This is a genomic window from Paenibacillus campi (assembly GCF_034659835.1).
GTDB classification, from domain to species: domain Bacteria; phylum Bacillota; class Bacilli; order Paenibacillales; family Paenibacillaceae; genus Saccharibacillus; species Saccharibacillus campi.
Map to the genome: position 1 here is coordinate 75,776 of NZ_JAXSQZ010000011.1, position 24,888 is coordinate 100,663.

At 48.2% G+C, this 24,888-nt stretch carries 14 protein-coding genes and 1 pseudogene; 3 read left to right on the plus strand and 12 right to left on the minus strand.

Annotated elements, in window-relative coordinates:
* The first annotated feature begins 158 nt into the window (after positions 1–158).
* Positions 159–749 carry a type III toxin-antitoxin system ToxN/AbiQ family toxin gene (locus U1I11_RS19845; protein WP_322907865.1) on the plus strand — a complete coding sequence of 197 codons (591 nt, stop codon included), beginning with the start codon at positions 159–161 and terminating at the stop codon, positions 747–749.
* A gap of 195 nt (positions 750–944) precedes the next feature.
* On the opposite strand, the gene U1I11_RS19850 is transcribed toward U1I11_RS19845, so the two are convergent.
* On the minus strand, positions 945–1,688 hold the full coding sequence (locus U1I11_RS19850) for an IclR family transcriptional regulator (RefSeq protein WP_322907866.1): 744 nt from the start codon (positions 1,686–1,688) through the stop codon (positions 945–947).
* A 356-nt stretch (positions 1,689–2,044) separates the two neighbouring features.
* On the opposite strand from U1I11_RS19850, the pseudogene U1I11_RS19855 reads away from it, so the two are divergent.
* A pseudogene (locus U1I11_RS19855) lies at positions 2,045–2,959 on the plus strand (alpha/beta hydrolase); the annotation flags it as partial.
* 616 nt (positions 2,960–3,575) lie between these two features.
* On the opposite strand, the gene U1I11_RS19860 reads toward U1I11_RS19855, so the two are convergent.
* The 9 genes from U1I11_RS19860 to U1I11_RS19900 all read right to left on the minus strand — a co-directional run bounded on the left by U1I11_RS19860 (position 3,576) and on the right by U1I11_RS19900 (position 13,899).
* Positions 3,576–3,746 carry a hypothetical protein gene (locus U1I11_RS19860; protein ID WP_322907867.1) on the minus strand — a complete coding sequence of 57 codons (171 nt, stop codon included), beginning with the start codon at positions 3,744–3,746 and terminating at the stop codon, positions 3,576–3,578.
* Positions 3,747–3,921: 175 nt separating this feature from the next.
* Positions 3,922–4,842, minus strand: coding sequence for an SDR family oxidoreductase (locus U1I11_RS19865; protein WP_322907868.1), 921 nt, complete (start codon positions 4,840–4,842; stop codon positions 3,922–3,924).
* A 153-nt stretch (positions 4,843–4,995) separates the two neighbouring features.
* The gene (locus tag U1I11_RS19870; protein WP_322907869.1) at positions 4,996–6,141 is read right to left on the minus strand and encodes a GNAT family N-acetyltransferase; all 1,146 of its coding nucleotides are present in this window, start codon (positions 6,139–6,141) and stop codon (positions 4,996–4,998) included.
* The gene (locus U1I11_RS19875) at positions 6,119–7,498 is read right to left on the minus strand and encodes a F390 synthetase-related protein (RefSeq protein WP_322907870.1); all 1,380 of its coding nucleotides are present in this window, start codon (positions 7,496–7,498) and stop codon (positions 6,119–6,121) included. Before U1I11_RS19875 ends, U1I11_RS19870 begins: the two co-directional genes overlap by 23 nt.
* Positions 7,495–8,424, minus strand: coding sequence for an MBL fold metallo-hydrolase (locus tag U1I11_RS19880; protein WP_322907871.1), 930 nt, complete (start codon positions 8,422–8,424; stop codon positions 7,495–7,497). Before U1I11_RS19880 ends, U1I11_RS19875 begins: the two co-directional genes overlap by 4 nt.
* Positions 8,425–8,695: 271 nt before the next feature.
* On the minus strand, positions 8,696–9,718 hold the full coding sequence (locus U1I11_RS19885) for an NAD-dependent epimerase/dehydratase family protein (RefSeq protein ID WP_322907872.1): 1,023 nt from the start codon (positions 9,716–9,718) through the stop codon (positions 8,696–8,698).
* Between the two features lie 19 nt (positions 9,719–9,737).
* Positions 9,738–11,426: an ATP-grasp domain-containing protein gene (locus U1I11_RS19890; RefSeq protein WP_322907873.1), complete on the minus strand. Its 1,689-nt coding sequence runs from the start codon at positions 11,424–11,426 to the stop codon at positions 9,738–9,740.
* Entirely contained in the window at positions 11,416–12,414 is a 999-nt protein-coding gene (locus U1I11_RS19895; protein ID WP_322907874.1) for a beta-ketoacyl-ACP synthase III, read from the minus strand. Before U1I11_RS19895 ends, U1I11_RS19890 begins: the two co-directional genes overlap by 11 nt.
* A gap of 630 nt (positions 12,415–13,044) precedes the next feature.
* Positions 13,045–13,899 (minus strand): lipoate--protein ligase family protein, encoded by an 855-nt coding sequence (locus tag U1I11_RS19900; protein WP_322907875.1) that lies wholly within the window; start codon positions 13,897–13,899, stop codon positions 13,045–13,047.
* A 1,420-nt stretch (positions 13,900–15,319) separates the two neighbouring features.
* On the opposite strand from U1I11_RS19900, the gene U1I11_RS19905 reads away from it, so the two are divergent.
* The gene (locus tag U1I11_RS19905; RefSeq protein WP_322907876.1) at positions 15,320–16,897 is read left to right on the plus strand and encodes a serine hydrolase domain-containing protein; all 1,578 of its coding nucleotides are present in this window, start codon (positions 15,320–15,322) and stop codon (positions 16,895–16,897) included.
* A 158-nt stretch (positions 16,898–17,055) separates the two neighbouring features.
* Here U1I11_RS19905 and U1I11_RS19910 read toward each other — a convergent pair whose 3' ends face one another.
* Together U1I11_RS19910 and U1I11_RS19915 are read right to left on the minus strand one after the other, a co-directional pair.
* Positions 17,056–23,469 carry an Ig-like domain-containing protein gene (locus U1I11_RS19910; RefSeq protein ID WP_322907877.1) on the minus strand — a complete coding sequence of 2,138 codons (6,414 nt, stop codon included), beginning with the start codon at positions 23,467–23,469 and terminating at the stop codon, positions 17,056–17,058.
* 701 nt (positions 23,470–24,170) lie between these two features.
* Positions 24,171–24,338, minus strand: coding sequence for a hypothetical protein (locus U1I11_RS19915; RefSeq protein WP_322907878.1), 168 nt, complete (start codon positions 24,336–24,338; stop codon positions 24,171–24,173).
* Positions 24,339–24,888 lie beyond the last annotated feature (550 nt).

Consider the following 24,888-nt stretch of genomic DNA (forward strand, 5'->3'; position numbering starts at 1 on the left):
AAAGTTTGAGGGTTTGGCGATTTTATCCTGGCTAAATAATTAAATCGAAAAGTTCGAGGGTTTGGCGGTTCTACCCTGGCTAAATAATTAAATCGAAAAATTCGAGGAGAGAGCGTACATAACGCTCTCTCCTTTTTTGAACAGAAAGGCGGAACACTTTGGAAGTAAACAAAAGAGTAACACGAATAGAAAAGAACAGTATTCTACATACTGAAATTGAAACGACAATAGATATAGTGTCTTGCCTCTCCTCTGAATCTGCTGAAAAAGTAGAGTATGTATTTTTAAATGACTCCTTTTTCAGTCAGCAGCTTGATGATCAAGTGTTAGACAAAACAAAAAATAAAAAAGATAGAGAAAGTCGCGTTTATGTGTGCATTAAAATCGAAGATGAACACAATACATATCTTATCCCTTTACGTAGTGAGGTTCCAATTCATGATCGAAATTTAAAAAAAACATTTTACCATGTCCCTTCTACCAAAAGACCGAATGCCGGACTAGATTTTAGAAAAATAGTCATCGTGAATGATCCTTCTCTCTATAGAGTGGAAGAAGCGCAGATTTCTCATAAACAGAAAAAAATGATCCATGAGAATTTCAATGAGATTAAGAAACTGGCTTTCAATTATATTAAAGGCTTTAAAAAATCGGCTAAGAAAAATAGGCATAAACGCGATTACGAATATTCATTTTCTTCACTAAGTAACTTTTTAAATGAACTGGGTGTGCAAACAAAAGATTGTTAATACCGATTATGCAAAAAACTGCCTAAAATGAAGGCAGTTTTTTTGCATGGATCATATATAATTATTTGTATGGCATACGTATGTTATGATCGCTTCATCATGAAGAACATGTTGAAGTGCGCTCGAACCTAATTTTCCATCTACTATGCTTCTACTACATCAAAATATATAAAGATTATAAAACATAAGCTCCTTCTACCGTAGCTTAATCCCCATAGTATGCGCCGCTTCAATTAACAACGGTGCATACTCATGCAGCTTATCCATCGATAACCGGCTGACCGGGCCTGACAATGATAGCGATGCACGCAATTGCCCGGCGCTGTCGAAGATCGGCACAGCGACCGCTGCTGCGCCTGGCTCGCGTTCCTCATAACTGGTCGAATAACCGCTCTGCTGCACTTCATCCAACTGCTGACGATACATATCTGGATCGACATTTGTCGGCCATTCTGCCATACCGAGAATATGTTCGCGCTCCTGCTCGCTGGAAAAAGCGACTAACACTTTGCTCGATGCACCTACCGTCAGCGGCAGCCTTGCGCCAACCGGAGCGACGCGGCGAATCGCCTGGTTGCTCTGTACTGCCTGAATACGCAGACGCTCAGCACCATCGCGAATGTACAAGCTAATCGTTTCACCGAGACGATCGCGCAATTGCTCCATATCTGGCAGCAGCATCGTTGCCGGGTCATCGCTCTGAGATAAATGAGTAGACAGCTCCCAAATTTTGATGCCGAGACGGTATTTATCGGTCGCACTATTGCGCACGACAAAACCTCGTTCCTCTAATGTGGCAAGCAGACGATGAACCGTGCTTTTGTGCAAACCGATTTCCGAAGCGATCTCAGTGAGTCCGAGATCACCGGAGCGGGTAAAACAAAGTAGTATATCAAGTGCACGCTCGACAGCGCGCACCGTTAGCTTGCGATCTTCCATTATAATTCGCCTCCACTGGCTGCATCAGAAGCGGCAGCCGTTCTATGCTGCGATTGCTTATCCATATAGTTTCACGGGATGAAACATGGTTACATAAATTATATCGAAGCTATGTGTAAACGTAAAGCAAAATAGACCGATAACATATGTAATATGCATAGGCGAAGCTGGATACCACCACATGTCAATGATACAATGAATTATTATGAAAATGGCTTGATCCATTGCTGAATATCGTTGCTAACCCCATGTATTTACCAAATTTTTTCATTTTCAGGAGGGGCCTCATTCCTATGTCAACATCTGTCGAACGTAACAACAGGACCCCGGCAGCTCAGCCCGAAGAAACGCCGATTATGCTAACGCGCCAGCTTCGCTTTAAGCATATTATTGTGGCTTTTCTGTTGTCGATCGTCTTTTTCTTTTTATTTTGTTTTGTAGCCTTGCATGCGTACATTGCGTGGGTGCTGTCTTATCCGACCGTTGCGAGTGTATATTCCAACCCGATGCAGGCTAAAGGCATGCCGTACGAGGACATTTCTTTTCCTGCGCATGACGGCAGTCGGATGATGCAAGGCTGGTATATCCCTGCCGCTACCAAGTCGAACAAAACGATTATTTTCAGCCACGGTTATGGCGCCAATCGTGAAGAAACATGGATTCCAATGTATGATTTGGCTCATTTTGCACACCGACTTAATTTTAATGTGATTATGTTCGATTATGGCTTTGCCTCCAAAACGAATCCGGAAGTCGCTACTGGCGGCAAAAAAGAGTCGCAGCAGCTGCTCGGCGCAATTGATTTCGCCAAACAGCGTGGTGCCAAAGAGCTTGTTGTATGGGGCTTTTCGATGGGGGCAGGCACAGCGCTACAAGCAGGGTTGTTGACCAATCAAGTGGACGCGATGATTTTGGACAGCACATTTCTGCTGGAGCCGGACACGCTATACTACAATATCCGTCAAAAGCTCGATTTGCCGCAGCATCCATCGATTGAGATTATGGAAATGCTGCTGCCGATCGTCAACGGTACGAGCTTAAATCAAATTCCGTACCAACAGGTGAAAAAGAAAGATTATCCGTTCCCAATCTTCTTTATCCACGGTACGCAAGACAATAAAGCACCGTATCAGATCGCTGAACTGCTTGCCGCTAACCAGACGAATCCTAATTCTGAGTTATGGATCATCCCTGGCGCACATCATGAGTTGGAATTCCGTGAGCATCCGCGCGAATATTTGCGTAATGTTTCCAACTTCCTTAGCAATATTAATCTGGCAGCAGCAGACGATGTGAAAAATGAACCGATGCTTGATGATACCAAAGGCGGCTCTACCACCAATTCGTCACCGATTCCCGCTTCCGAAGCAGGCAAGCAGGATAATGGAGCAACCATCGATAATGGCGGCGCGAAAAACCTTGATCCCGATTTGGATACGAATAACAGCAATAGCGAAGGTACTCATAGCAGCCCCAACACGAATCAATCGAAGCAACCAACGGAAAATAGTAAGTAAGCGTAAGTTGGAGCGAATAAAATAATAAACAGATACAGCTTCCCGATCGATGTGTTGATATCGTCGGGAAGCTGTATTTTTGCTAGGGAGATAGATTGTAGTGAGCCAATCGCTCGCAAACAACAAATAAGGCATCCCCTTCCGCCTTGGAAAAGAACGCCTTGTGCTAGCTCTGGCACCTGTACGAGAGCTTATTCGATCATATATAAGATAAAAATAAGTTATGTTGATGTATATACATCGTTCACGTCCATTATGTGGTAGCAACTAATGCGTTACATGGGTACAAGTGGAGTTTCGCTATCCATGATCATCCATTAAACCGATCATACGAATGCGTGACTGGATCGTTAGCTGAATGATAACCCTTTCAAGAAGTACGTTTCAATTCCATCTGTGCAGAGCCTCTATGCTCCGGTGTAGCGGCACAATGCTGACAGTGACCGTGCAATACGTATTTCACATGCTCCAGTACATTTTCGATCTCATGTCCGCACTTGCTGCATACGACAAAATTTTTGCTTTTGTATGTGTTGTTCATGTTGTCCTCACCTTTGTCTACAGAAGTTTTTAATACGGTACTTGGGGTGTGGTAGCCCGCGCTACTATCATGCCCAATGTAGTATTAACCGTGCAAACGGGAAGCTAATCATGCAACAGTAAATAAGATACTTAATATTTTAGAAACTGTAACAAATCGACGGCTGGGCGCTCATTTAACGCAATACACGGTCGATCATTCGTTCCAGCCATGCCCACGGTAACAACCGTCTTGCTAGCACAAGTACCGCTGTGCCGCGCCCGATGGCATAGCGTAGACGTGGACGGCGTTTATTGACGAGCCGTCCAATCAGCTGGGCAACTTGCTGCGGATGAGGCGCATGCAGTGCGCTATGGCGCGAATACGTCAACACCGCTTCCAGATGATCATTATACGGTGAATCTGCGGTCGTATAGATGGCAGACAATCCTTTATTCCAAATCGCTGTTCGATATGCCCCTGGTTCAACCAATACGACATGCACACCAAAGCGCGACATTTCCTGGCGTAAACTTTCGCTAAATCCTTCCACCGCAAACTTGGAAGTTGCATAAGGCGCATAACCCGGAAAGGCAGCGATTCCGCTAATGCTGCTCATATTGATGATCATGCCACTGCGCTGCTGGCGCATAATTGGCAATACGGCACGGGTTACCGCAATCATGCCAAACAGATTCGTTTCCAGTTGCGAGCGCCATGCCTCCATCGGCACATGTTCTACAAAACCGCCTACCGCATAACCTGCATTGTTAATGAGCACATCCAGTCTGCCATATTGCTGTAGCAGCGTTGCGATTGCCTGTGCGATCGTATGCTCCTCATGCACATCAAGCTGTACATAATCGATCCGTGATTGCAATCCTTGCTGTATTGCCTGCTGCTCTAATTCCGCGCGCCGTGACAGATCGCGCATCGTGGCGATTACATGCCAACCTTGCCGTGCCAGCACGAGTGCAATTAGCAGCCCAAAGCCGCTGGAGCTGCCGGTAATTAGCGCGACACGGCTGCCTGAACGTTCATTTGCCCCGGTAGCGGCGGATTCGGTGGATCGATGTTGTCGTGTATGCGGCTGAGCTGTTGGATGTTCTTTTACCATTGCAGCGTCTCCTGTCTATCATGGATGATTGGCGCGAAAATCACGTAGCAGAATACGGGGATGATACGCTTTTTGCTTGCCACTCATTCACTGTTTAGTTCTCATTTTCAATCATGTCAAACGCCTGGGTGCTCTATACATTAGCTACCTATGTTACAGCTTCAACTTGCGAATAAGCGGGACACCGATACGATACAATAGCTGCTCCAATAGCCACCAGCCGCACCGGATCGCATACGAGCAGCCGCGATCGTACACAGCGGACACTTCCAACGCACCATAAGCGCCGCGGTTGCGTTTGAATTGACCGACACCGGAGCTTTCATGCAATAACTGTCCACGTGTGGCAGACAGCTCAATTAGCAGCACTGACAACATGCGGTACAAACCCGTTTCCGCCGGTAAAGTCGTATCATAGCCAAATAGCGGCGTTGTCATCACCGCATCACGACCAAAAAAGCCAAGCACTGCGTCCAATTGCCCGTCTTTGCGCAATCCATACATATGTAACAGTCGCTCCTGTCGTGCCAAACGGAAAAACCGTTCCGTAAACTGCGGATTATGCTGCGAATATTTATCGATATATAGCATCCGATACAATTCGGCAATACGAGCAATATCATGTTCACCGATATCGTCCGGCCCGACCACTTCATAACGTCCGGCATCGATTAAACGGCGATCGCGCTTGACTACCCAGCGTGTGCGCGCATTGACACCTGTCTGATGATCAAACAAATACACTTGCCGACTCGGAATCAAGCGATAGCGCTGTTGCCGCAACGTCGTTTGAATGATCGGCGTTGTCACTTCGTTTAACGAGCGCCAGCTGATCACATGTTTCGGATAGCGGGCATGTACCGCCTTATGCACAGCTTCAACTTGCTCGGCGGTTAATGAAGGGTACAGATTGGTAGAGACGAGCCAATTGTTGATTTGCACAACACGGTTAAAATGAATGCGCCGCAAGCCTTTACCGATGCCGCGCAGCAGCAAGGCAAGCGCTTTTTCAAGACGCGGGCGCTCTAGCATTATCAGCTCCTCCTCCGCATACGATACATAATGCGTATAAGGGGAGCATACGTACGAATTGTTATATTCGGCTTCGTTCACTGTGACCGGTAGCGGAATACCGTCTACCGTCAACACAAGCAGCTCGGTCTGCACATTTGCCACATACGGCGTTACGCCGTTTAACAGCAGTGGCAACATATAGCGCCTGGCATAGCTGCCATATTCATTTTCCTGCCATACCATTTGCTCCATCTGTGCTGCGTTATACCATGCCACTTGTGCCATCCGGCTGCCATCTCCTTTCTACTCGACGCAGCTTGACCGTTCCCGGCTGAAAATGATATGCGCCAAAACGAAGCGCTGGCAATGCACCATCCAGCCCGGCGCAAAGCTGTTTCAGACGCTCACGAATTTGCGCTTCCACCGTAGCATCGATATCCTCTCCACTTAACCGATACAAAATTTCTAGCCGATCCTTATCATGCTGGATTACCTGGTAATGCTCAATGTGCGGCGAAGCGGCAATGATCGCACGCGTAACCAGATCGGGGAACAGCGGTACAAGCGCCGTTTCTTGCTCCTGCTGTTCATCTTCGTGCGATTCCTGTTCCGCTAACCGCCGAATGTACAAAATATCATCACAGCGTCCTTCAATACGCTCCACCGCAACAAATGGCGAGCCACATGCACAAGGCTGCTCTGCTAGCGTCAAAATATCGTTAAGCCGATAGCGTACAATCGGCTGCGCCCGGCGCGAAAAATCCGTAATGATCGGCACAAAACGCTGTTTTTGCCCATCGATATACTCACGCTCGATATGTACGATATCTTCATTGAGATGCAGTGTTCCATGCTCACAGGTCGCCCCGAGAAAGCCTTCAGTGCATTGATACACCTGATGCACACGCTGCCGAAAAGCTTGTTCAATGCGCTCCCGATCAAGCGGATCAAGCACTTCGGCAACCGAAATGATTCGCCACGGCTTGACCGTCAAACGCCCGGCATGAGCGGCATCGGCAAGCAAGCGCAACAACGAAGCCGGAGCGACCCATATGTCTGGCTGTTCCTGTTCCAGCACCGCAACATGCTGCTCCATCGGCACCGTCAGATCAAAATAACGAAATTGCAAATTGCCTTTACGCACCGATTCATACAAATTGCTGTTGGCACGCAGAAAAAAGGCAATTCGATGTCGCTGACGCAAACCGCCAGACAGCAGCTTTGCCAGCACAGTGCCTGTCCAAGCAGCTTGCTCCTGCGGACTGATTACAAATAATCCGCGATTGCCCGATGTGCCTGATGATAGCCCGATCGTCACCCCATGTAATTGCGGCTCGAAATCCCTCGTCCGCTCCGCTTCCAATGCGATAGCCTGCGCCTGAGTACGCGTTAATCGTACCGTATTCTGCTCGTCAAAATGCTCCATCATTATGCTTTTATCGATCAGCGGAAAACGGCGCCAGTCGGCGTCTGGGACTCCAGCCCACCACTGACGGTAAAAGGTAGAATGGCGACGTACCCATTTCAGATGGCGCACGATTTGCCGTTCCTGCCAGCGCTCCAATCCAGCTCGATCCTGCCAACGCCGTGCCAAACGACGTGTGCGCCAGTAATGATACATGATGCGCAGTATGTTGCTCATCCGTGCCACTCTCCTCCCCATGCATCAAGCGCCTCACGGCAATGACTCGGTACGATCCGCAACTGTGGATGCCGAAGATGCCATCTGCACAGCCGCTGCATATGATGATCATATTGTTGACGGTTCGACATAATGATGCCTGCCGCCAGATGTGGCTTGCGATTGTCCATAAAAGCACGACTCGACCAGACCGTATCCGCACAAAGCAAATATTCTTGCTCCCCCGCCAACACCGCCAGCCCAATCATCCCGTCCGCATGCCCAGATAGCTCCAGTGCCAGCACACTCCCATCTCGGAAAAGATCGTGACAAACGGCAGTATGCTCTTGGTGCTCTTGGTGCTCTTGGTGCTCTTGGTGCTCTTGGTGCTCTTGGTGCTCTTGTACCACACCGTTCCAGCTCCCTGGCTCATACGGTACATTCAAATCACGCCTCGTAAAAGGCAGTGATCTCGCTTCAAAATCATCCGGTAACAGTCCGCGCAGAAAACCCGCCTTTACCGCACGCAGTGAGCGCAATTTACGCACCGCATCATACGCTTCCTGCAAATAAATAAATTGCGCCTGTGGAAAGTCCCGCACAGCCGCAATATGATCACCATGAAAATGCGACAAAATCACATAACGAATCTCATCCGCTCGCACTCCGGCTTGCTGCAATTGCTGTATAACATGATCGCGCTCATCGTAAACAACCGGTGTCGTATAGCGATACAGCGACTCCGGCAACGAAGCCGTTTCCGTAAAAAAGCGACGACTATAACCCGTATCAAACAAAATCGTCCCATGCTGCGGATGATGAATACAAGCAAACCCTGCCGGAAATGCCACCGGGCGCAAGCTGCCGCCCCGAATCGTCAAAAATTCGGGATGCGTACAGTACCCTGCCGCTCCAATCCATAACTTGACTCGTATTCGGCTTTGCATCAACATCCCTCCTTATTCATTGCCTGACTGTGCTTTAGCTTTAAAGCTATATTTGTGCTACTGCATGGTTGTGTTTAAGCTGTGATACTGCCCTATTTTCACCTATACCTATACCTATACCTATACTATATGTGTCTGTATACTGCTACCGCCAGTTGGCTCATACAGACACAACATCTTACGAACGCCTATACTCTATGTTCCTGTATGCCCCTCATAGTTCAACCGACCGCACCGTGTACCGATCACTCCATCCGTCAGGCAGCAGTCATTACCTGTTCAAACTCCGCTCGCGCACGATAGGCTCATCTGTCCACCACTGCGCAAACTGATGTAGCCCCTGCTCTACTGTGACGGTTGGCATATAACCAAGCTCACGTTGTGCTTTGCCGATATCGAGCGTGTGCGGCACCGCGATTGAGCTAACGGTGTAACGGGTTAGCGACGGCTCGCCTTGCAGTGGCAACAGACGATATGCCGCTTCCAACATCGCTGCGACGCCATAAGCAGCGCGATACGGAATATGGCGCGTACGTAGCGGTAATTCCAGCAATCCGAACAGCCGACTGACCAGCTCACGAAACGGCAATGCTTCACCATTGGAAATATTGTAAATTTGCCCTAATGTAGTGTCCGCCGATTCACAACAGAGCAGCATCGCCTGCAACAGATTGTCCACACAGGTCAGATCGATTTCGGCTTCGCCACCATTTAATAAGGGCACACCAGATCGCTCGCTTGCCCGCAGCAATCTTGGCAACAGCGCCTGTTCCTCCGGCCCGAAGATCGCACGCGGGCGCAGCATAATGACAGGTAGTTGATCTTCACGCCAGCGCTGCTCCAGCCACTGCTCGGCAATACGCTTGGTCGCTGCATAATGATTAGCAGAGCGAGCAGGCAATGGATCGGTTTCTTTGATCCGGTAGCGCGGTTTGTAATCAAAATATACGCTTGGTGTCGACACATGAACGAGCCGGCGCACCGCACTGCGTTTACAGCCTTCAGCGACATGCTGTACACCTGTTACATTGCTGCTATAGAAGTCGCTATACTTGCCCCACGGCGACGATAATGCTCCACAATGAAACACAATCTCCTGTCCACAACAAGCGCCCAAAATCAATTCCCGATCACGCAAATCGGCAGCGACAAATCGAATCCCGTCCGCCATAAGCCGCTGTCCCGCCTGTTCATTGCGCCCGGTTGCTGTCACCTCCCAGCCGAGCCAGTGCAAATACCGTGCAAGCTTGCCGCCGAGAAAACCGGTCGCTCCGGTTACAAGTGCCTTTTTCATCAGTCGCTCCTTTCCGCCATCAGCCATTCCATTCGATATCATACGTTAGCGCCTCAACGATCGATAGACGTTGTTTGCGGCTAATGCGCCATGCCGCTACTAACAAACGTAGCTGACCGTACGCAGGCAGCGGATCATCATAGCGATAGACCGCATCCCGTGCACTGCGAAACGCTTGCCGCCACTCTCGCCACTGCGCCCTGCTCCAACGTCTGCCGATACCGCTCACCAGCATCGGTACTGTCAGCATCACCTGTGTGCCAGGCTGCGGCTGGATGATGATTCCACGCTTCACTAACCGAGCCGGATTAAGCAATGCCTGTTCCAATCCATCCTGCGGTCTGAACAAATGTACACCGCTTGTCGCGCGCGGATTGCATTCGAGCGGATACAGCTTGCCTGTCTGCTGCTGCTCGATCAGATCAAAGCTAAGCTGACCGCTAAAATGGGCAAACGATGGCGCAGCTAATGATGACGATCGATAGCATCGATATTGCTCAGCTGCATGACCCGATGCAGCCGCATCATTCATTTGTGTATGCGCTTGTGAACAAGATGAGGCATATTCGACTTCATGCTCACGCCAGCTGCTAACTAGCGCCTGCACCCATGCCAGCGTATCACTGCGTTCCAATGCTTCAAAATGCACGCTCGCTCCGGCACGGCTATTCCGATATCGACACCGATAAGTTGCATGTGCTACCACTACACCCGCATGCACAATACTGTACGTACAAAGCTGCTCACCGACTATAAAACGTTGCGCTACCCACGGCTGTTGTGGAGATAGTGTTTTTGGAACAGGAGCAGTTAATGAGTTTGGCGCAGCATCATTAGCCCTGCTAAAGTTCGTTGTAGCAGCCGATTTTGCTGGTGCTGGTGCTGGTGCTGGTGCTGGTGCTGGTGCTGGTGCTGGTGCTGGTGCTGGTGCTGGTGCTGGTGTTGGTGTTGGTGTTGGTTCTGATAGTTCCGCTACTGTCAGCTCTGGCTCCTGCTTCCGCTTGGACCGTTCCGCATCCTTACTCACTGTTTGCCCTACCGCTAGCGTTAGTTCCGCCCTTTTACCTTTATCATGCGCCCCAGCAGCCCCTTCACTGCTCACCGTATCACTCACCCCAGCCAACTCCATCGCCACAGCCCTTGCTCCATTCCACTCATCCGGCGCATGTGGTGGCAACGATACATGCGCTGCAAAACGCGAATACACCGGTTTTAGCACGATAGCTAGCCCGTGCTGGCTGGCATGTTGCTGTGTTTGCGTCCATTGCTGCGCATTTTCCAACAGCGTCGTCTCCGGCACCACCAACCCGGCTGCGCGGACGAGTTCGATAAAATCCACTTTATGATGCAAACGCTGCAACTGCGCCAATGGCGGCGCAATTACCCGTACATGCTGTGACAAACGTTCCAGCCCACCAGCAATATGGAAAATTTCCTCACATGTCGGCAAAAGCAAATCGATACGCTCCTGCTGCACAATTTCTGCAAGCGCTTCGATAAAAGCATCCGGCTGCTGACGCGGCGCAGGCACCGTATAGTTGCGACTGACCGTATTGGAATAACGACATAATGGCGCAGGAAAGCTGTCTGCTATATAAATCGTATGCCCGGCTGCATGCAGTAAACGACACCATTCCAGCGCGACCGGCGCCCGTCCGCCTGTGATCAAAATACGCCGTAATTGTGGCGGCTGCGTCTTAGTAGTCAAGCACCATGCCTCCTATAGTTAGCCCTGCTGCCGTTCCGAGCAGCAGTAAACGATCGCCGCGCTGGATTCGCTGTTGCACGATCGCTTCATGCAAACCCATCGGAATCGAAGCCGCAATCGTATTGCCATGATTCGGCGTAATGTTCATAAATTGCTGCTCAGCAATGCCCAGCTTTTTGCGCATCACACGCATCGCCATCGCACTGCCTTGATGCGGAATGACTAGCCGACAATGATCCATCGTCGTATTCGCGCCGCTCAGCAGCTCATCCATAAAGCCGGGCAACAACCGTGATGCCATTTTAAAAATAGCCGTGCCGTCCATCTGGAACAAAAAAGAACGCTCAGACGGTTGCGGACGTTCTGGCGGAAAACGCGTGCCCCCACCCGGAATTTCTGAATATCTGGCTCCACGACTGTATGTGTGAAGTGAAGTATGTATAATCGCTGCCGCTTCGTCCGCTACAGCCGGCCCAATCACTACCGCCGCCGCTCCATCACCGAACAAAATCGCACTTTCTTTATGACTCCAATCCAATCCTGCCGAAGCGACCTCACTCGCCACTAACAAAATATGACGATACCGCCCTGCCGCTACCAAGTACGACATCGTATCCAAACCGACCAGAAAGCTAAGACAGGTCGCATCCATGTCAAATACCGGAATGCCCGAATCTTGTGCACCCAGCGCTTGTTGAATAAATGAAGCCGTGCTCGGCAATGGCTGCTCTTTGGTGCCACTTGTGCAGACGAGACAATCGATATCATCGATAGCTAGCCCTGCCGCTTCCAGCGCCATCTTTGCCGCCGCCGCCCCCATCGATGAAGCGGTCTCGCCTTCACTCACATAATAACGTGTACCGACACCGCCCGCTTTGGCTGCCCAGCCGGGTTTCACACCGAGACGATGATCTACCTGCTCATCGGTCACAGCCGTACGAGGCATATATTTACCGGTTCCCAAAATTTTCACCTTACGATATTGCATAGCCATCCCTCTAATCTGTAGTGTACTGACGTTGACGATGCTATTTGGGTCATTCAATAACACAGATGATTGATACGTATTGACGGTTGAACTATCATCCTATTCCATTGACCGAGATTAATTTGAGTTTTTAAGCTGGTTTAAGTTTAGAAATATAGACATTTCAGCAAACAATAAAAACTAAAATTTAACATGGTCAATATACTATTAGTCTGTCTCAAGTGGAAATGGTGTTTGAACGTACCTTAACCTATTCATCATCAAGCAATGATTAGATCGACAAACCGTAAATGTATTTGAGACAATCTACTATTACTCTGACCGTTTTAAATATATCGTTTAAAATGGTGTAGATTACTGATACAAATAAAGACATAAAGTGGATTCAAAGCCAATATTGAAAGCAGTCAAGGTACGATTCCAGCGACCAAGCTAAAATCTACATTTGATCGCATATTTAAATCCTTATAAATAAGAGCTTAATCCATCTTCAAAATTAAAATTAATCTCGGTCAATGTATTATGCGCTAAACGACCATGACATTGAATACGCTAAATACCGATTTTGATAGTGTGCTAATATTAGTTACTGTTCATATAACAAATCGCTATCCATATCACTCCGTAACTTCAATCGTCATAACGACTGCGCAGCTCCACCATCGTCTCCCTAATCTCCTGCGCATCCAGCACACCAGCTGTATGATGCAATAACACAGGCTTACCGCCATGAAGCAGCTTTTGCAGCTCTAGCATATAAGCGGCAACGGTTGGCACCCCTGCCAATTCGTTTAAACTGCCCATCGTACCCGGACGCACGAGCGGATAGTTTTTGCCCGCATCGTCAGCGCTAGTCGCCAGATCGTAAAATCGTCTAATCTGTGCCGCCAGCTCATCACCATTGCCGTCCACAATGACAAACGCCGTAATCATATATGCCTTCGCCTGCCGCCGCTGGGCGATTCCGCAAAACTTACGTCCAGCAATGCTAATATCATAATCACCTGGACAAAAAGCGCCCTCTACTTCCCCTGTATGCACATGCACCGTCCACGGATGCACCGCACGGCTAATCCATTCCGCCATAAAACGAAAGTCATCATGAATATTGATCCGTTGTCTCGGATTCGGCAGCATAATCGACAAGTTGAGAATGCCCGGTGTCAACGGTACAGCCGCACCGCCTGAAGCGCGCACCGCTACCGATGTGCCTGCCTGACGAAATTGTTCCATCGCCGCCACCGCACCGCTTAAACGCCGATCCCGTAACCCGATCGTCATCGCATCTTCATGCGTCCACATATGAATAATCGGCGCATGCCCTTGCCCAACACGACGACACATCAATTCCTCCCATGCCATCGGCTCCAAAATGGACACATCCCGTCCTAACAACGGGGTAAAATACCAGATCGCCTCATCCAGCCCCTCCGGTATAAACGACATCCCGCGACCATACTGATCGGCTTGCTGCTCCATCGTCATGCTCATCCCCCCTGCCTTCTGTTTGTAATTTGGCTTTTATTAACACGTTTGCTCGTTTGATTGCTTTTTCCATTGTAAAACTAACGTAAAATTTTCCATTTATCCATCGACTCAGTTTGTTTATTATACCAGTTTTTGTGATTATTTTTTATCGTAAATAGAGGGTTGTATTTTATCGAGTATCGAGCATATCGATATTGGCGTATCCAAGCGTGAACAGGCAGGCATCTATTCCCTATAGTTCAAACTGCTTTACAGATCGTTCGATACGGGTAATTTGCGTCAGACTAAGCTGTACAAGGTGTTATTTCTGACCTCTGTAAACAATAAAAAGATAAGTAGGATCGTTTGAAGACACCACCTAATAGCTTGTATCAAATACATTTACGGTTTGTCGATCTAACCATTGCTTGATGATGAATAGTTAAGGTACGTTCAAACACAATTTCCACTTGAGACAGACTATTAGTAGCTTGTCTCAAATACATTTATGGTTTGTCGATCTAACCATTGCTTGATGATGAATAGGTTAACGTACGTTCAAACACAATTTCCATTTGAGACAAACTACTAGTAGCTTGTCTCGGATAAATTCACGGTATGCCTAGTTCATAATTGCTTGACAATGAACACGTTTAGGTATGTGTGAACCTGATTTTTATTTGAGACAGCCTACTAGTAGGCTGACCGTTTTAAATATATCGTTTAAAACGGGGTAGATTACTGCTACAAATAAGGACATATAGTGGATTCAAAGCCAATATTGAAAGCAGTCAAGGTACTAAATGAAGATGATCCGATATATTTTATGTCATGTTAATGATAAATCCAGGTTCATTTCCAAGTGAATGTAGTAGCTTGACCACGTTAAATAGGTAGTTTGATGTTACAGAGCAGAGATGTTTTTATGTCATGCTTCTAATATATTTTTCATAACATGCAGTTAATCAGTCATTGAATGTAAGCTGGTCAGCCTAGTAGTAAAATTGAATGATCACCTAATGATGGACTTCACTTTATAAAACTTGAATTATACTGTGTAGCTTCTACAATGAATAAATATTAACTAGAGTGTGGACACACACTTGGTGTATTGGGGTATCTCTACTGCGGTACGGAAACTTCTTTTCATTACACATCGTGTTTGGAAACCGCAAATACTAAAGTTGTCCTTACCCTTATTTCCTTGCTACAGTGAAGTGAGGCTCGCAGCATACGAGTTTGCGTACACACCCTACCTAATACGTTATTTTAATCCAACATATCGTTTAGACTCCATGTACATCTTTTATTATCAAATCGTAATCGGATACACCTGTCCGCCCTCTCGTTGGGACAAACGGCTGACAACATCGTTGTATATCGATTTCGATTCATATGATCCATCTATCCGTTCATCTCACAAAGGAGTGATTAACCGATGAACCATCCTCCCCATGAGTCTGTTGATTATAGCGCTGCGTCTGTAACGGCTAGTTGCTATGCAAAGCTCGATCATCTGTGGCAACCACTGCGACAGGCGATTTACGAACGGCGCATTCCTGGTGCTGTAGCTGCGGTAAGCTGTAATGGGCAAACGTTTCATTATGCTGGCGGCTGGGCGGTCGATATGGCAGAGCTGCGCATTGCAGCTACACAGCGTACGCTTTACGATTGCGCGTCGCTCACCAAAGTTGCGGTCACTTTACCCTTAATTCTTATTTTGGTGCAGCAGGGCAAGATCAAACTGGATGATCCGGTGGCAAATTATATACCGGAGCTTCGCCATCCTCCACATCGATTTATTACGATCCGCCATTTGCTGACGCACACATCCGGTTTGCCTGCTGAGATCGATTGTCATAGCCAGCACTACACGATGATGGAAGCGATCCAACAGATTGGCAAATTGGAGCTGGCATATTCGCCAGGCAGTGCACGTATATATAGCGATCCCGGCTTTATATTGCTCGGTTGGCTGTTCCAGCAAGTGAGCGGTATGACGCTAATGGAAGGTGCACAACAGTTATTATGGCAGCCGCTGCACATGAACGAAAGTTTATTTTGCCCGCCTCCAACACTTCGATCCAGCATCGCTGCCACCGAATATGATACGGCAAGCCAAAGCTGGCTGCATGGCATAGTACACGATGAAAATGCGCGCCAACTCGGAGGAATTGCCGGTCATGCAGGCTTATTTGCCACCGCACGCGATCTGCTGCTTTACGGGCAAAGCTGGTTGGCAGCCGTGAGTGAAGACGTGCCGCAGCAACACTGTGCATGGCTTGAACATGCTGCTTTACTACCGACGAATCCGCCTGTAAGCAGCGTACATGGGCAATATGATTTATCCACCAAGCCAGCTTCCAATCCAAGCGCCGATTCGCCCAATCGAATACAAACATACCCATCACAAACACAGCAATCGCCAGCACAGCAATCAGCCGCTGCGTCGATGGAGTTATTACACCAACAGCCACCACTCCATCCACCAGACGATGCCAGCCAGCTTACAGCTTCACATTCACATTCACATTCACATTCACATTCACATTCACATTCACATTCACAACTGGCTGCAACCGAGGCGACGATTATGAATCAGCATGCCGATCATTCACGATTTGTGAATAATGATCAGCCGACTGAGCCTCAATCAATACCATCAATACCAAAACCGACATCAACACCACCGATCCAACTGACTCAACAATCCACTATTGATCTGCTGCGCTCTGCAATCGCAAGCCAAACGCCTCCATTGCCAGGCGTACATCGCGGCTTAGGATGGGTGCTGCATGGCGATGAAGCGGATGTGTCAGGTGGCTTGTTATCACCTGCTGCTTTTGGTCATACCGGGTTTACAGGTACAAGCTTATACATCGATCCACCGCAGCAACTAGTCATCGTATTGCTAACCAATCGTGTTCACTATGGACGACAGCAATCGATCCAGCAAGTGCGCCGCGATTTTCATAGCGCTGTAGCGACATATGCCAACGCCACTCGGTTCCGGTGATGATCGATCGATGCACAGTCATAAGCGGACAGCATCAACCCACTCTAAAGCTCGTCAGCAACCTACTCCCCAAAAAACAAGGCATATGCGTCATCTACAACTTGCTTAGACGACGCATATGCCTTGTTTGTATTGTGATTTTTATTATGGTCGATCCATTAATTACCGACCCACTGCTCCGCTCCATCAGATAGCAGTTGATATTTATGCGTTAGCGATGCTTCTTCAATATCGCCAAATGCCCAGTAAGTGACCGGTACATCTTGCCATTTCGATGTGGTTATACCTGTCAAAGGCCCACGTTTGAGCAGGCGATTCATCATCGTTACCAGTTCCGCACGTGTTACGCCTTTGTTCGGATGGAATGTGCCATCCGAGTAGCCTTTTACGACGCCCATTTGGATGAGCACGGCGATGCTTGGTGCTGCCCAGTGCCCTTTGACATCGGTAAATGAAACCGTATTGTCGGCTCCTGTTGCCGTCAGCTTTTGCCAGCGTACCGCCAATGTCGCAAATTCAGCGCGAGTCAGCGGACGATTCGGAGCAAATTGATCGCTCGCTGCCCCCATCATAATGTGCTGTGCCTGCAACTGACGAATCGCTGCGGATGCCCAATGTGTAGCAGGCACATCGCTATAACGTGCCGCTGTATTCGCAACAGGCTGACTACCGTTAGTTTGCATAATGCGCCATAGCATAGCGGCAAGCTCAGCACGAGTTGTCGTTTGACTTGGGCGGAACGTATGGTCAGGATAGCCGTTAATATAAGCTTGATGCTCGCCTGTCGTTCCAGATGGTGCCGGTGTTGCCGAACTGCTTGGTGTTGGCGTCGGCGTTGTGTTGCTACCGTTACTTCCATTGGTACTATTATTTCCATTCGTACTGTTGCTACCACTAGTACCACTGCCACTACTGCTTCCGCCTCCACCGGAACTACTATTATTGCTGGAGGAAGATGACTTCGCTTGCACATTCAGTACTGTAAATGTACTGAATTTGTTAATTTGGATGGCAATGCCTGTAACTTGTCCATTGGCATCCAGTTGTACGGTACCACGCTGTAACGCAATTTCACCGTCACTATGCTGGATATACACATACAATCCAGCGGCATAAGCAGCCTGCTGTGCTGCGCTTCCTGGCGGTAAATTAAGCTTCGATGCCGGGAAGGTAAGCGTTGTATTGTAAGAGTGGTAATTTGTTTCAACGGTGATGGGTGTGCCAACCGGTGTCACCGTACTGTTACCGACCGTCTGCTGCACGAGTGGATCGTTGATCGCTTGCTTCGTTACTGCGGAAGCTTCATTCGTCTGATCTACCGGTGCAAAGCTGAACGACAAGCTTTGTCCAGCATTTTCGAGCTGGGACAATGTGCTTTTGCTCAGCGTCACCTGTGCATCGCTTGTGCCCACATTCAGATCGACTTTATTAGCAAGCGACTTATAGGCGGAGCGCGGAATATCGACTAACAATTCATTTGCCGAATTACTTGACGTATCGTTAAAGTGCAGACTTACTTTGCCGGTATTAGTTTGCATTGCCGATTGCAGTGCGGAAGATAACTGTGCTGCTCCGACGGTAGCTGTATCCACTTTACTGCCATCGGATAACACGATCCGTGTGATCGGTGTCTGATTCGTTCCTGTCCGTGTCGTTGGAGCAACGACCATACTCATAATTTTCGATCTTACGATCAAAAGGAACGTATGACTAAGCTGCACACCATTATGCGTAATCGTCGCCGTTAGCGTAACGGTCGCGTCTCCAGCAGTAGCGGTAGGACGTGTCACCTTACCGTTAGCTTGTACAAATTGCGGCTGACTTGAGCTCCATGTAACAGCAAGCCCATCTTGCATCGTTGGCAAGCTCAGGTCGCTACTTACAAATGCCGATGATTCATTCCCTGTATACCCGATCGCTAATTTATCAAGTGCATCCTTCAACTCATCGAGCGCTTTGGCACGAATTACGTTCACGGTGTAAATAGTAGAAGTTTGTCCATCCTGTGCCGTTACGTTCAGCTTCATCGTGTTGGTGCCAAATTGTAGACTCGTTGCATACGTGCTTTTACTGCTGTCGTACGTCGCTCCCGTTACCGTCACAGTGGACAATGGATTGTACACATCCGCCTGCACGGAATAGCGATCCACACTGCTGTCCACATTGACCGTATATTGCGTAATCGCCGGGTCAAATGCTGGTGTTAATGCAGCCGATGAACCGATCAGTGCTTGCAGACGTGCGTCCTTGTTCGGCTCACGTATCACCTGAATCGTATACGTTTGGCGTGTTTGCCCGTCTGCGGCAATCACATCGACGGTCACCGTATTAGTGCCGGTTTGCAAACTGATTGGAGCCGATGCCGATCCGCTCGGCACCATATTGCCATTGACACGAACCGTTGCATTGCTATCGCTTGTCGTTGGCGTAACGGTGATGTCATACACATCATTTTGCACCGAAGCGAGATAACTTGTCTGTGCTGGTATGAACGTTGGAATGAGTACACCTGCTGACAATTGTACTGCCGACAAATTAGCATTAGTAGACAAAAAGTTAACGTTTACCGTCCCGCTAAGCGTTACATTGGCGGTGATCGCATTCGCTGTATAGACAACATTTCCCGCTTGCGTATTCGTAACCGTAAAGCTTGCCTGTCCTGCCACATCGGTTGTTGCCTGGGCAGGAGAGATTAGCGAGCTGCTGCTACCTTGTTGCAAGCTCACCGCTTGACCTGTGACCACATTGCCATATTGGTCTTTTACCGTTACGGTTACGGTCGCTGCATCCGCACCGTTTGCTGATGCACTCGCTTTGGATACCGTAATACTAGACAGCGCCGCACTGGCAGCGCCTGCTGTAAATGTGATTGGTACCGGATGTAAGCTGAGCGTAACATTGCCAACGCTAGCGGTGTAGGTAACACTTTCCGCTTTAGTGCTTTTTACCGTAAAGGTGGCAACACCGCTACTATCTGTCGTGCCTTGAGTGGCGTTAATGACAGAGCCGCCGCTTCCTTGTGACAGTGTAACTGTTTTGCCACTGATAAGATTGGATTGACTATCACGTAATGTGACCGTTATCGTCGCGCTATCCGTATTGTCTGCGATCGCATTGTTTTTGGATATTGCTACTGTTGACAATGCCGCATTGACCGAACTTGGAGCAAATGTTACAGCGCCCGTTCCGGTCAATGTGATGCTGTCCGTAACATCGGTTGCGGTATAGGTCACCTTTTCGGCTTTGGTATTGGTCACCATAAAGATGGCTTGACCGCTAGCATTCGTCGTTATAGCAGTCGCTGGCGCAATGACCGAGCTACCGCTAGCTTGTGATAGTTGTACAACTTTACCGCTCACCGGATTGCTGTTCGTATCCTTCAGTGTCACGGTGATCGTGCTGCTGTCCGTTCCGTCTGCCGCCGCATTCGCGTTGGAAACCGTCACGGTAGACATGGAAGCACTCGCTGCTGCCGCTGTAAACGTGACCGGTACCGGATGCAGACTTAAGCTTACACTATCAACAGCAGCCGTATACGTGACACTTTCGGCTTTGGTGCTGTTTACGGTAAAGGTAGCTACACCGCTAGCATTGGTCGTGCTCTGCGTAGCTTTGATTGTAGAACTGCCGCCTCCTTGTGACAATGTGACCGTCTTGCCACTGATGAGATTGGATTGGCTGTCACGCAATGTGACCGTTACCGTTGCGCTATCCGTATTGTCTGCGGTCACCGTCGTTTTGGAGACGGTAACGCTGGACAATAACGCATTCATCGTCCCCGCATTAAATGTTACGGTACCCGTATTAGTTAATAGGATATTGTCGGTAGTATCGGTAGCGGTATACGTTACAGCTTCCGCTTTCGTGCTAGTGACCGTAAACACCGCCTGTCCACTAGCATCCGTCGTTGCACCACTTAATGGTGTGATCAACGAGCTGCCGCTGCCTTGCGACAATGTTACATGTTTGCCGCTGAACGGATTGCCGTTGTCATCAGTCAACGTCACCGTAATCGTACTGCTATCCGTTCCGTCTGCCATAACATTGGCTTTGGATACGCTCACTTTGGAGGCGGATGCACTGACAACAGCCGATTGGAACGTGACGCTGGCGGTATTTGTAAGCGTTATACCACCCGCCGTAACGGTATAGTTGACCGCTTCCACTTTGTTGCTTTTCACCGTAAATGTAGCCACACCGCTACTATCGGTCATACCTTGTACAGCTGTAATCGTTGAGCTGCCATCGCCTTGTGACAATGTGACCGCTGTGCCGCTAATGAGATTGGATTGACTGTCATGCAATGTGACCGTTATCGTGGCGCTATCGGTATTGTCTGCGATCACCTTCGTTTTGGAGACGGCAACATTGGACAATGCCGCATTCACTGCTCCCACAATAAATGTTACAGCACCGGTGCCGGTTAAGGTGATTTTATCGGTGGCGTCGGTGGCGGCATAGGTTACGGCTCCTACTTTCGTGCCAGTAACCGTAAATACTACCTGTCCGCTGGCATCGGTCGTTGTGCCGTTTGACGCTGTAACCGTCGCGCCGCCGCTGCCGCTGACTTGCGCCAAGGTTACAACTTTGCCGCTGAGCGGATTGCTATTGGCATCCGTCAATGTGACCGTAATCGTGCTGCTATCCGTTCCGTCTGCTGTGACATTGGCTTTGGATACGGTCACTTTGGATGCCGATGCACTGATGGTACCCGGCCGGAATGTAACAGCAGTTGTTGCGGTAAGCGTCGTACCGCCTGTCGTAGCGGTATAGGTGACCGTTTCGGCTTTGGTGCTTTTCACTGTAAACCTGGCGACACCGCTGCTATTCGTTGTGCCTTGAATCGTTCTAATGGTGGAACTGCCACTTCCCTGTGATAATACTACCGCCTGACCGCTAATCGGATTTTTATTCGCATCTTTGAGTGTGACGCTAATTGTCGCGTAATCGAAATTGTTGGCGAACACATTAGGTGTGGAAGTGGTCACCGTTGAGGACGTATCATTTAACGCGCCTGCATTAAATGTAACTGCACTGTTAGCCGTAATCCCCATAGGGTAACCCGCAATGTTTGCTGTGTATATAATCGCTTCGACTTTGGTATTTTTGACCGTGAATGTTACCTGTCCGCTGGCATTCGTCGTGTTCCCATTTACTGCTGTGATCGACGAGTTGCCGCTCTGTGATAAAGCGATCGATCTACCACTAACGGGATTGCCGTTTGCGTCCATCACAGTTACAGTCACTGTACTGCTGTCAATGCCATCTGCGTTTACGCTCGTTTTGGACATTGATATGGTGGAGTTCGCTACATTCGGAGCACCAGGCTGGAACGTGACGCTGGCAGTGCCTGTGAGCGTCACACCGTTCGCTGTCGCACTATACGTGACCGACTCGGCTTTTTTACTTTGAACCGTAAATGTCGCTGTTCCACTAGCATCGGTCGTACCCTGGATTGCTGTAATCGACGAACTGCCGCTTCCTTGACTGAGCGTTACCGCTTGTCCGCTAATCGCATGGTTGCCACCATCTTGCAGTGTAACCGTTACGGTAGCGCTATCCGTATTGTCCGCGCTTACGGTTGCTTTTGAAACGGATACGGTAGATTGTGACGCACTGACAGCGCCCACTTGAAATGTTACTGTACCCGTTTGTGCAATCGTGATATTGTCCTCCGCAATCGACGCCGTATAGGTCGCTTGCTCTAGCTTCGTATCGGTTACTTTAAACACCGCTGTCCCGTCTGCACCTGTCACGGCTTGAACAGGGGAAATGGTGGAACTATCGCTTCCTTTCGCTAGTGTAACCGTTTTATCACTCAGTGCATTGCCATTGGCATCCTTCGCCGTTACCGTCACATTGGCACTGTCGGTTCCGTCCGCAGCTACCGTTGATTTGGAGACCGCGACTGTCGATTGTGAGGCACTGGCTGGTAAGGAAACTTCCGTTAAAACCGGAGCCGTATACAGATCGAGGCGATTAACACCGTTTTTACTTGCCCCTTCCGGCCCGGTGAACAGAAGCACCAGCGATCCTCCTGCCGCTGATTTAACCGCCGCATCCACATCGAATGTCAACGTCGCTCCTGCTTTAACCTGATCACCAGATTGCGTTCCGAGAAGCTTATAGGTCAGATTACTTCTCATCGAATCTACCGATGGGGGCCATGATACCGAATCACTTCCACCTCCATTATATGGATCAAACGTCGGTGAGCCGGTATATTGCCATACGCTCAACGAAGGCGGGAAAGTAGTCGGATCACTGTTATACATATTGGTGATTTTAACTTGTAACACCGCTTTTTTTCCTGGAGCTGGAAAACCGCTTGGAGAAATCTGGAATTCCCCATAAGCCATCTGAACGAGGCTACCTGCGCTAGTATAGCCAACAAACATCGGGTCATACTGACCCAAAGGCACATAGCCACTTTGATTATCATGTGATCCCATGTTCTGATAACTGATCGTTTGCGGTGCTGCATAAGAAATATGCGCTGCACCCGGAAATGTACTGATGAGTAGCAGCATACATAATGCTCGAATCATAAACGTGTATAGCCATTTTTTCATATTGTTGCTCCTTCGGTTACTTGGTGATTGTAGATGATGAGAAATACGAATCAAACAGGATAAACGACTGGGGAAGGGGATAAGGCTTGCCATCTGGTAAGGGATAGCGGCAAATCAGATTGGATCATGGAATAATGCACACAAATTGGAGAGAGACGATCATTCAGAGGATAACAAGCATATTCAAGCCAAGAACATTTCGAATATGTAACTGTGTAACGGTTCGTTTAAGTAAATGACTTAACTTTATACATAAACGATACTGTAGCTGTTGTGAGCTGTTTATAATTGTAGCTACCTATATACCGACTATATCGACAAAACAGCAGTACAAATTAACAGCCCATCTTCATATGATTGTATAAATGATTGTAACTACATAGTAATATATTACTACTGCAAACAATTGGTTTACAATAAAAAATGTATAATTTCACTAAAAAACGTATAATTTTATTGATTAAACGTTACATTCACCTTCACACACTTCCATAACATACAAAATCAGGCACATACAACCGTCTGTATGGTATACAGACGATGTATATGCCTGATTGATCGTCCAAGCTTCACTATACTCATTTATTGGCTACTCGCAAACTTCGCAATCTGTTGACGGCTTCGGTTAGCTATCGATTCCAGCGTATATGCTGCCGATTGTCGATTATGCCGTTCAGATGATCACCAAGCGATCCAGCATTTTATTCATACACGCCAAAGCGTTGAATAATCTCTTTAATCTTCGCACGTACGATCAAATCCGAATTGTTGCGATTGTGCATAATCAGACAGACTTGCCGAATAAAATCGGTTTTCTGTTCCTCGTTCATACGCTCCAAGCTTTGATCCAGCAATTCACGAAATTCCATCTGTTTCCCCTCCGTACTTCAGATTGTGTCACCACCGTTTTTAATAAAACGGACACAAAATCAGCTCTAGTTCATCCAACCATTTTACCTGTAGGGTATACGCCAACCGTGCATACGTTAGCAAATGATCTACATTTCGATCCTGCTTCACTGTAAACTCCAATGTGGACTACTAATAGAGCTTTACTTACATACACAAACACGGCGTATACAACTTCAGTGAAAATGGTCGTTGCTGAACAGTCTAATACAATAAGGTAGGCACAAGCAACCTTATTGACGATGTACTCGCAACAAAATTCGCACACAAACTTCCAACTGCCTCGAACATTTCGCTTTACTCTCAGGCAATTGATTCAACGATTACATGAAACGTTACAAATGCGAGCTGTAGATTATCGTTTCTGCACGATCGCTTTACTTTATCGATACAAATTCAAATCCAATACCACTCAAGCTCCATTTCCATAAAACCTAATAAAAAAGGACAGCATCGCCAACGATGCTGCCCTCAAAAACATCCATTTGCAATCGCAATACGATGCTGTAT

Bases quoted from the DNA above. Each gene is read 5' to 3' on its own strand.
- U1I11_RS19905 (WP_322907876.1), top strand. From the start codon at position 15,320: ATGAACCATCCTCCCCATGAGTCTGTTGATTATAGCGCTGCGTCTGTA.
- U1I11_RS19860 (WP_322907867.1), bottom strand. From the start codon at position 3,746: ATGAACAACACATACAAAAGCAAAAATTTTGTCGTATGCAGCAAGTGC.
- U1I11_RS19870 (WP_322907869.1), bottom strand. From the start codon at position 6,141: ATGGCACAAGTGGCATGGTATAACGCAGCACAGATGGAGCAAATGGTA.
- U1I11_RS19885 (WP_322907872.1), bottom strand. From the start codon at position 9,718: ATGAAAAAGGCACTTGTAACCGGAGCGACCGGTTTTCTCGGCGGCAAG.
- U1I11_RS19915 (WP_322907878.1), bottom strand. From the start codon at position 24,338: ATGGAATTTCGTGAATTGCTGGATCAAAGCTTGGAGCGTATGAACGAG.
- U1I11_RS19880 (WP_322907871.1), bottom strand. From the start codon at position 8,424: ATGCAAAGCCGAATACGAGTCAAGTTATGGATTGGAGCGGCAGGGTAC.
- U1I11_RS19900 (WP_322907875.1), bottom strand. From the start codon at position 13,899: ATGACGATGGAGCAGCAAGCCGATCAGTATGGTCGCGGGATGTCGTTT.
- U1I11_RS19850 (WP_322907866.1), bottom strand. From the start codon at position 1,688: ATGGAAGATCGCAAGCTAACGGTGCGCGCTGTCGAGCGTGCACTTGAT.
- U1I11_RS19875 (WP_322907870.1), bottom strand. From the start codon at position 7,498: ATGAGCAACATACTGCGCATCATGTATCATTACTGGCGCACACGTCGT.
- U1I11_RS19865 (WP_322907868.1), bottom strand. From the start codon at position 4,842: ATGGTAAAAGAACATCCAACAGCTCAGCCGCATACACGACAACATCGA.
- U1I11_RS19910 (WP_322907877.1), bottom strand. From the start codon at position 23,469: ATGAAAAAATGGCTATACACGTTTATGATTCGAGCATTATGTATGCTG.
- U1I11_RS19895 (WP_322907874.1), bottom strand. From the start codon at position 12,414: ATGCAATATCGTAAGGTGAAAATTTTGGGAACCGGTAAATATATGCCT.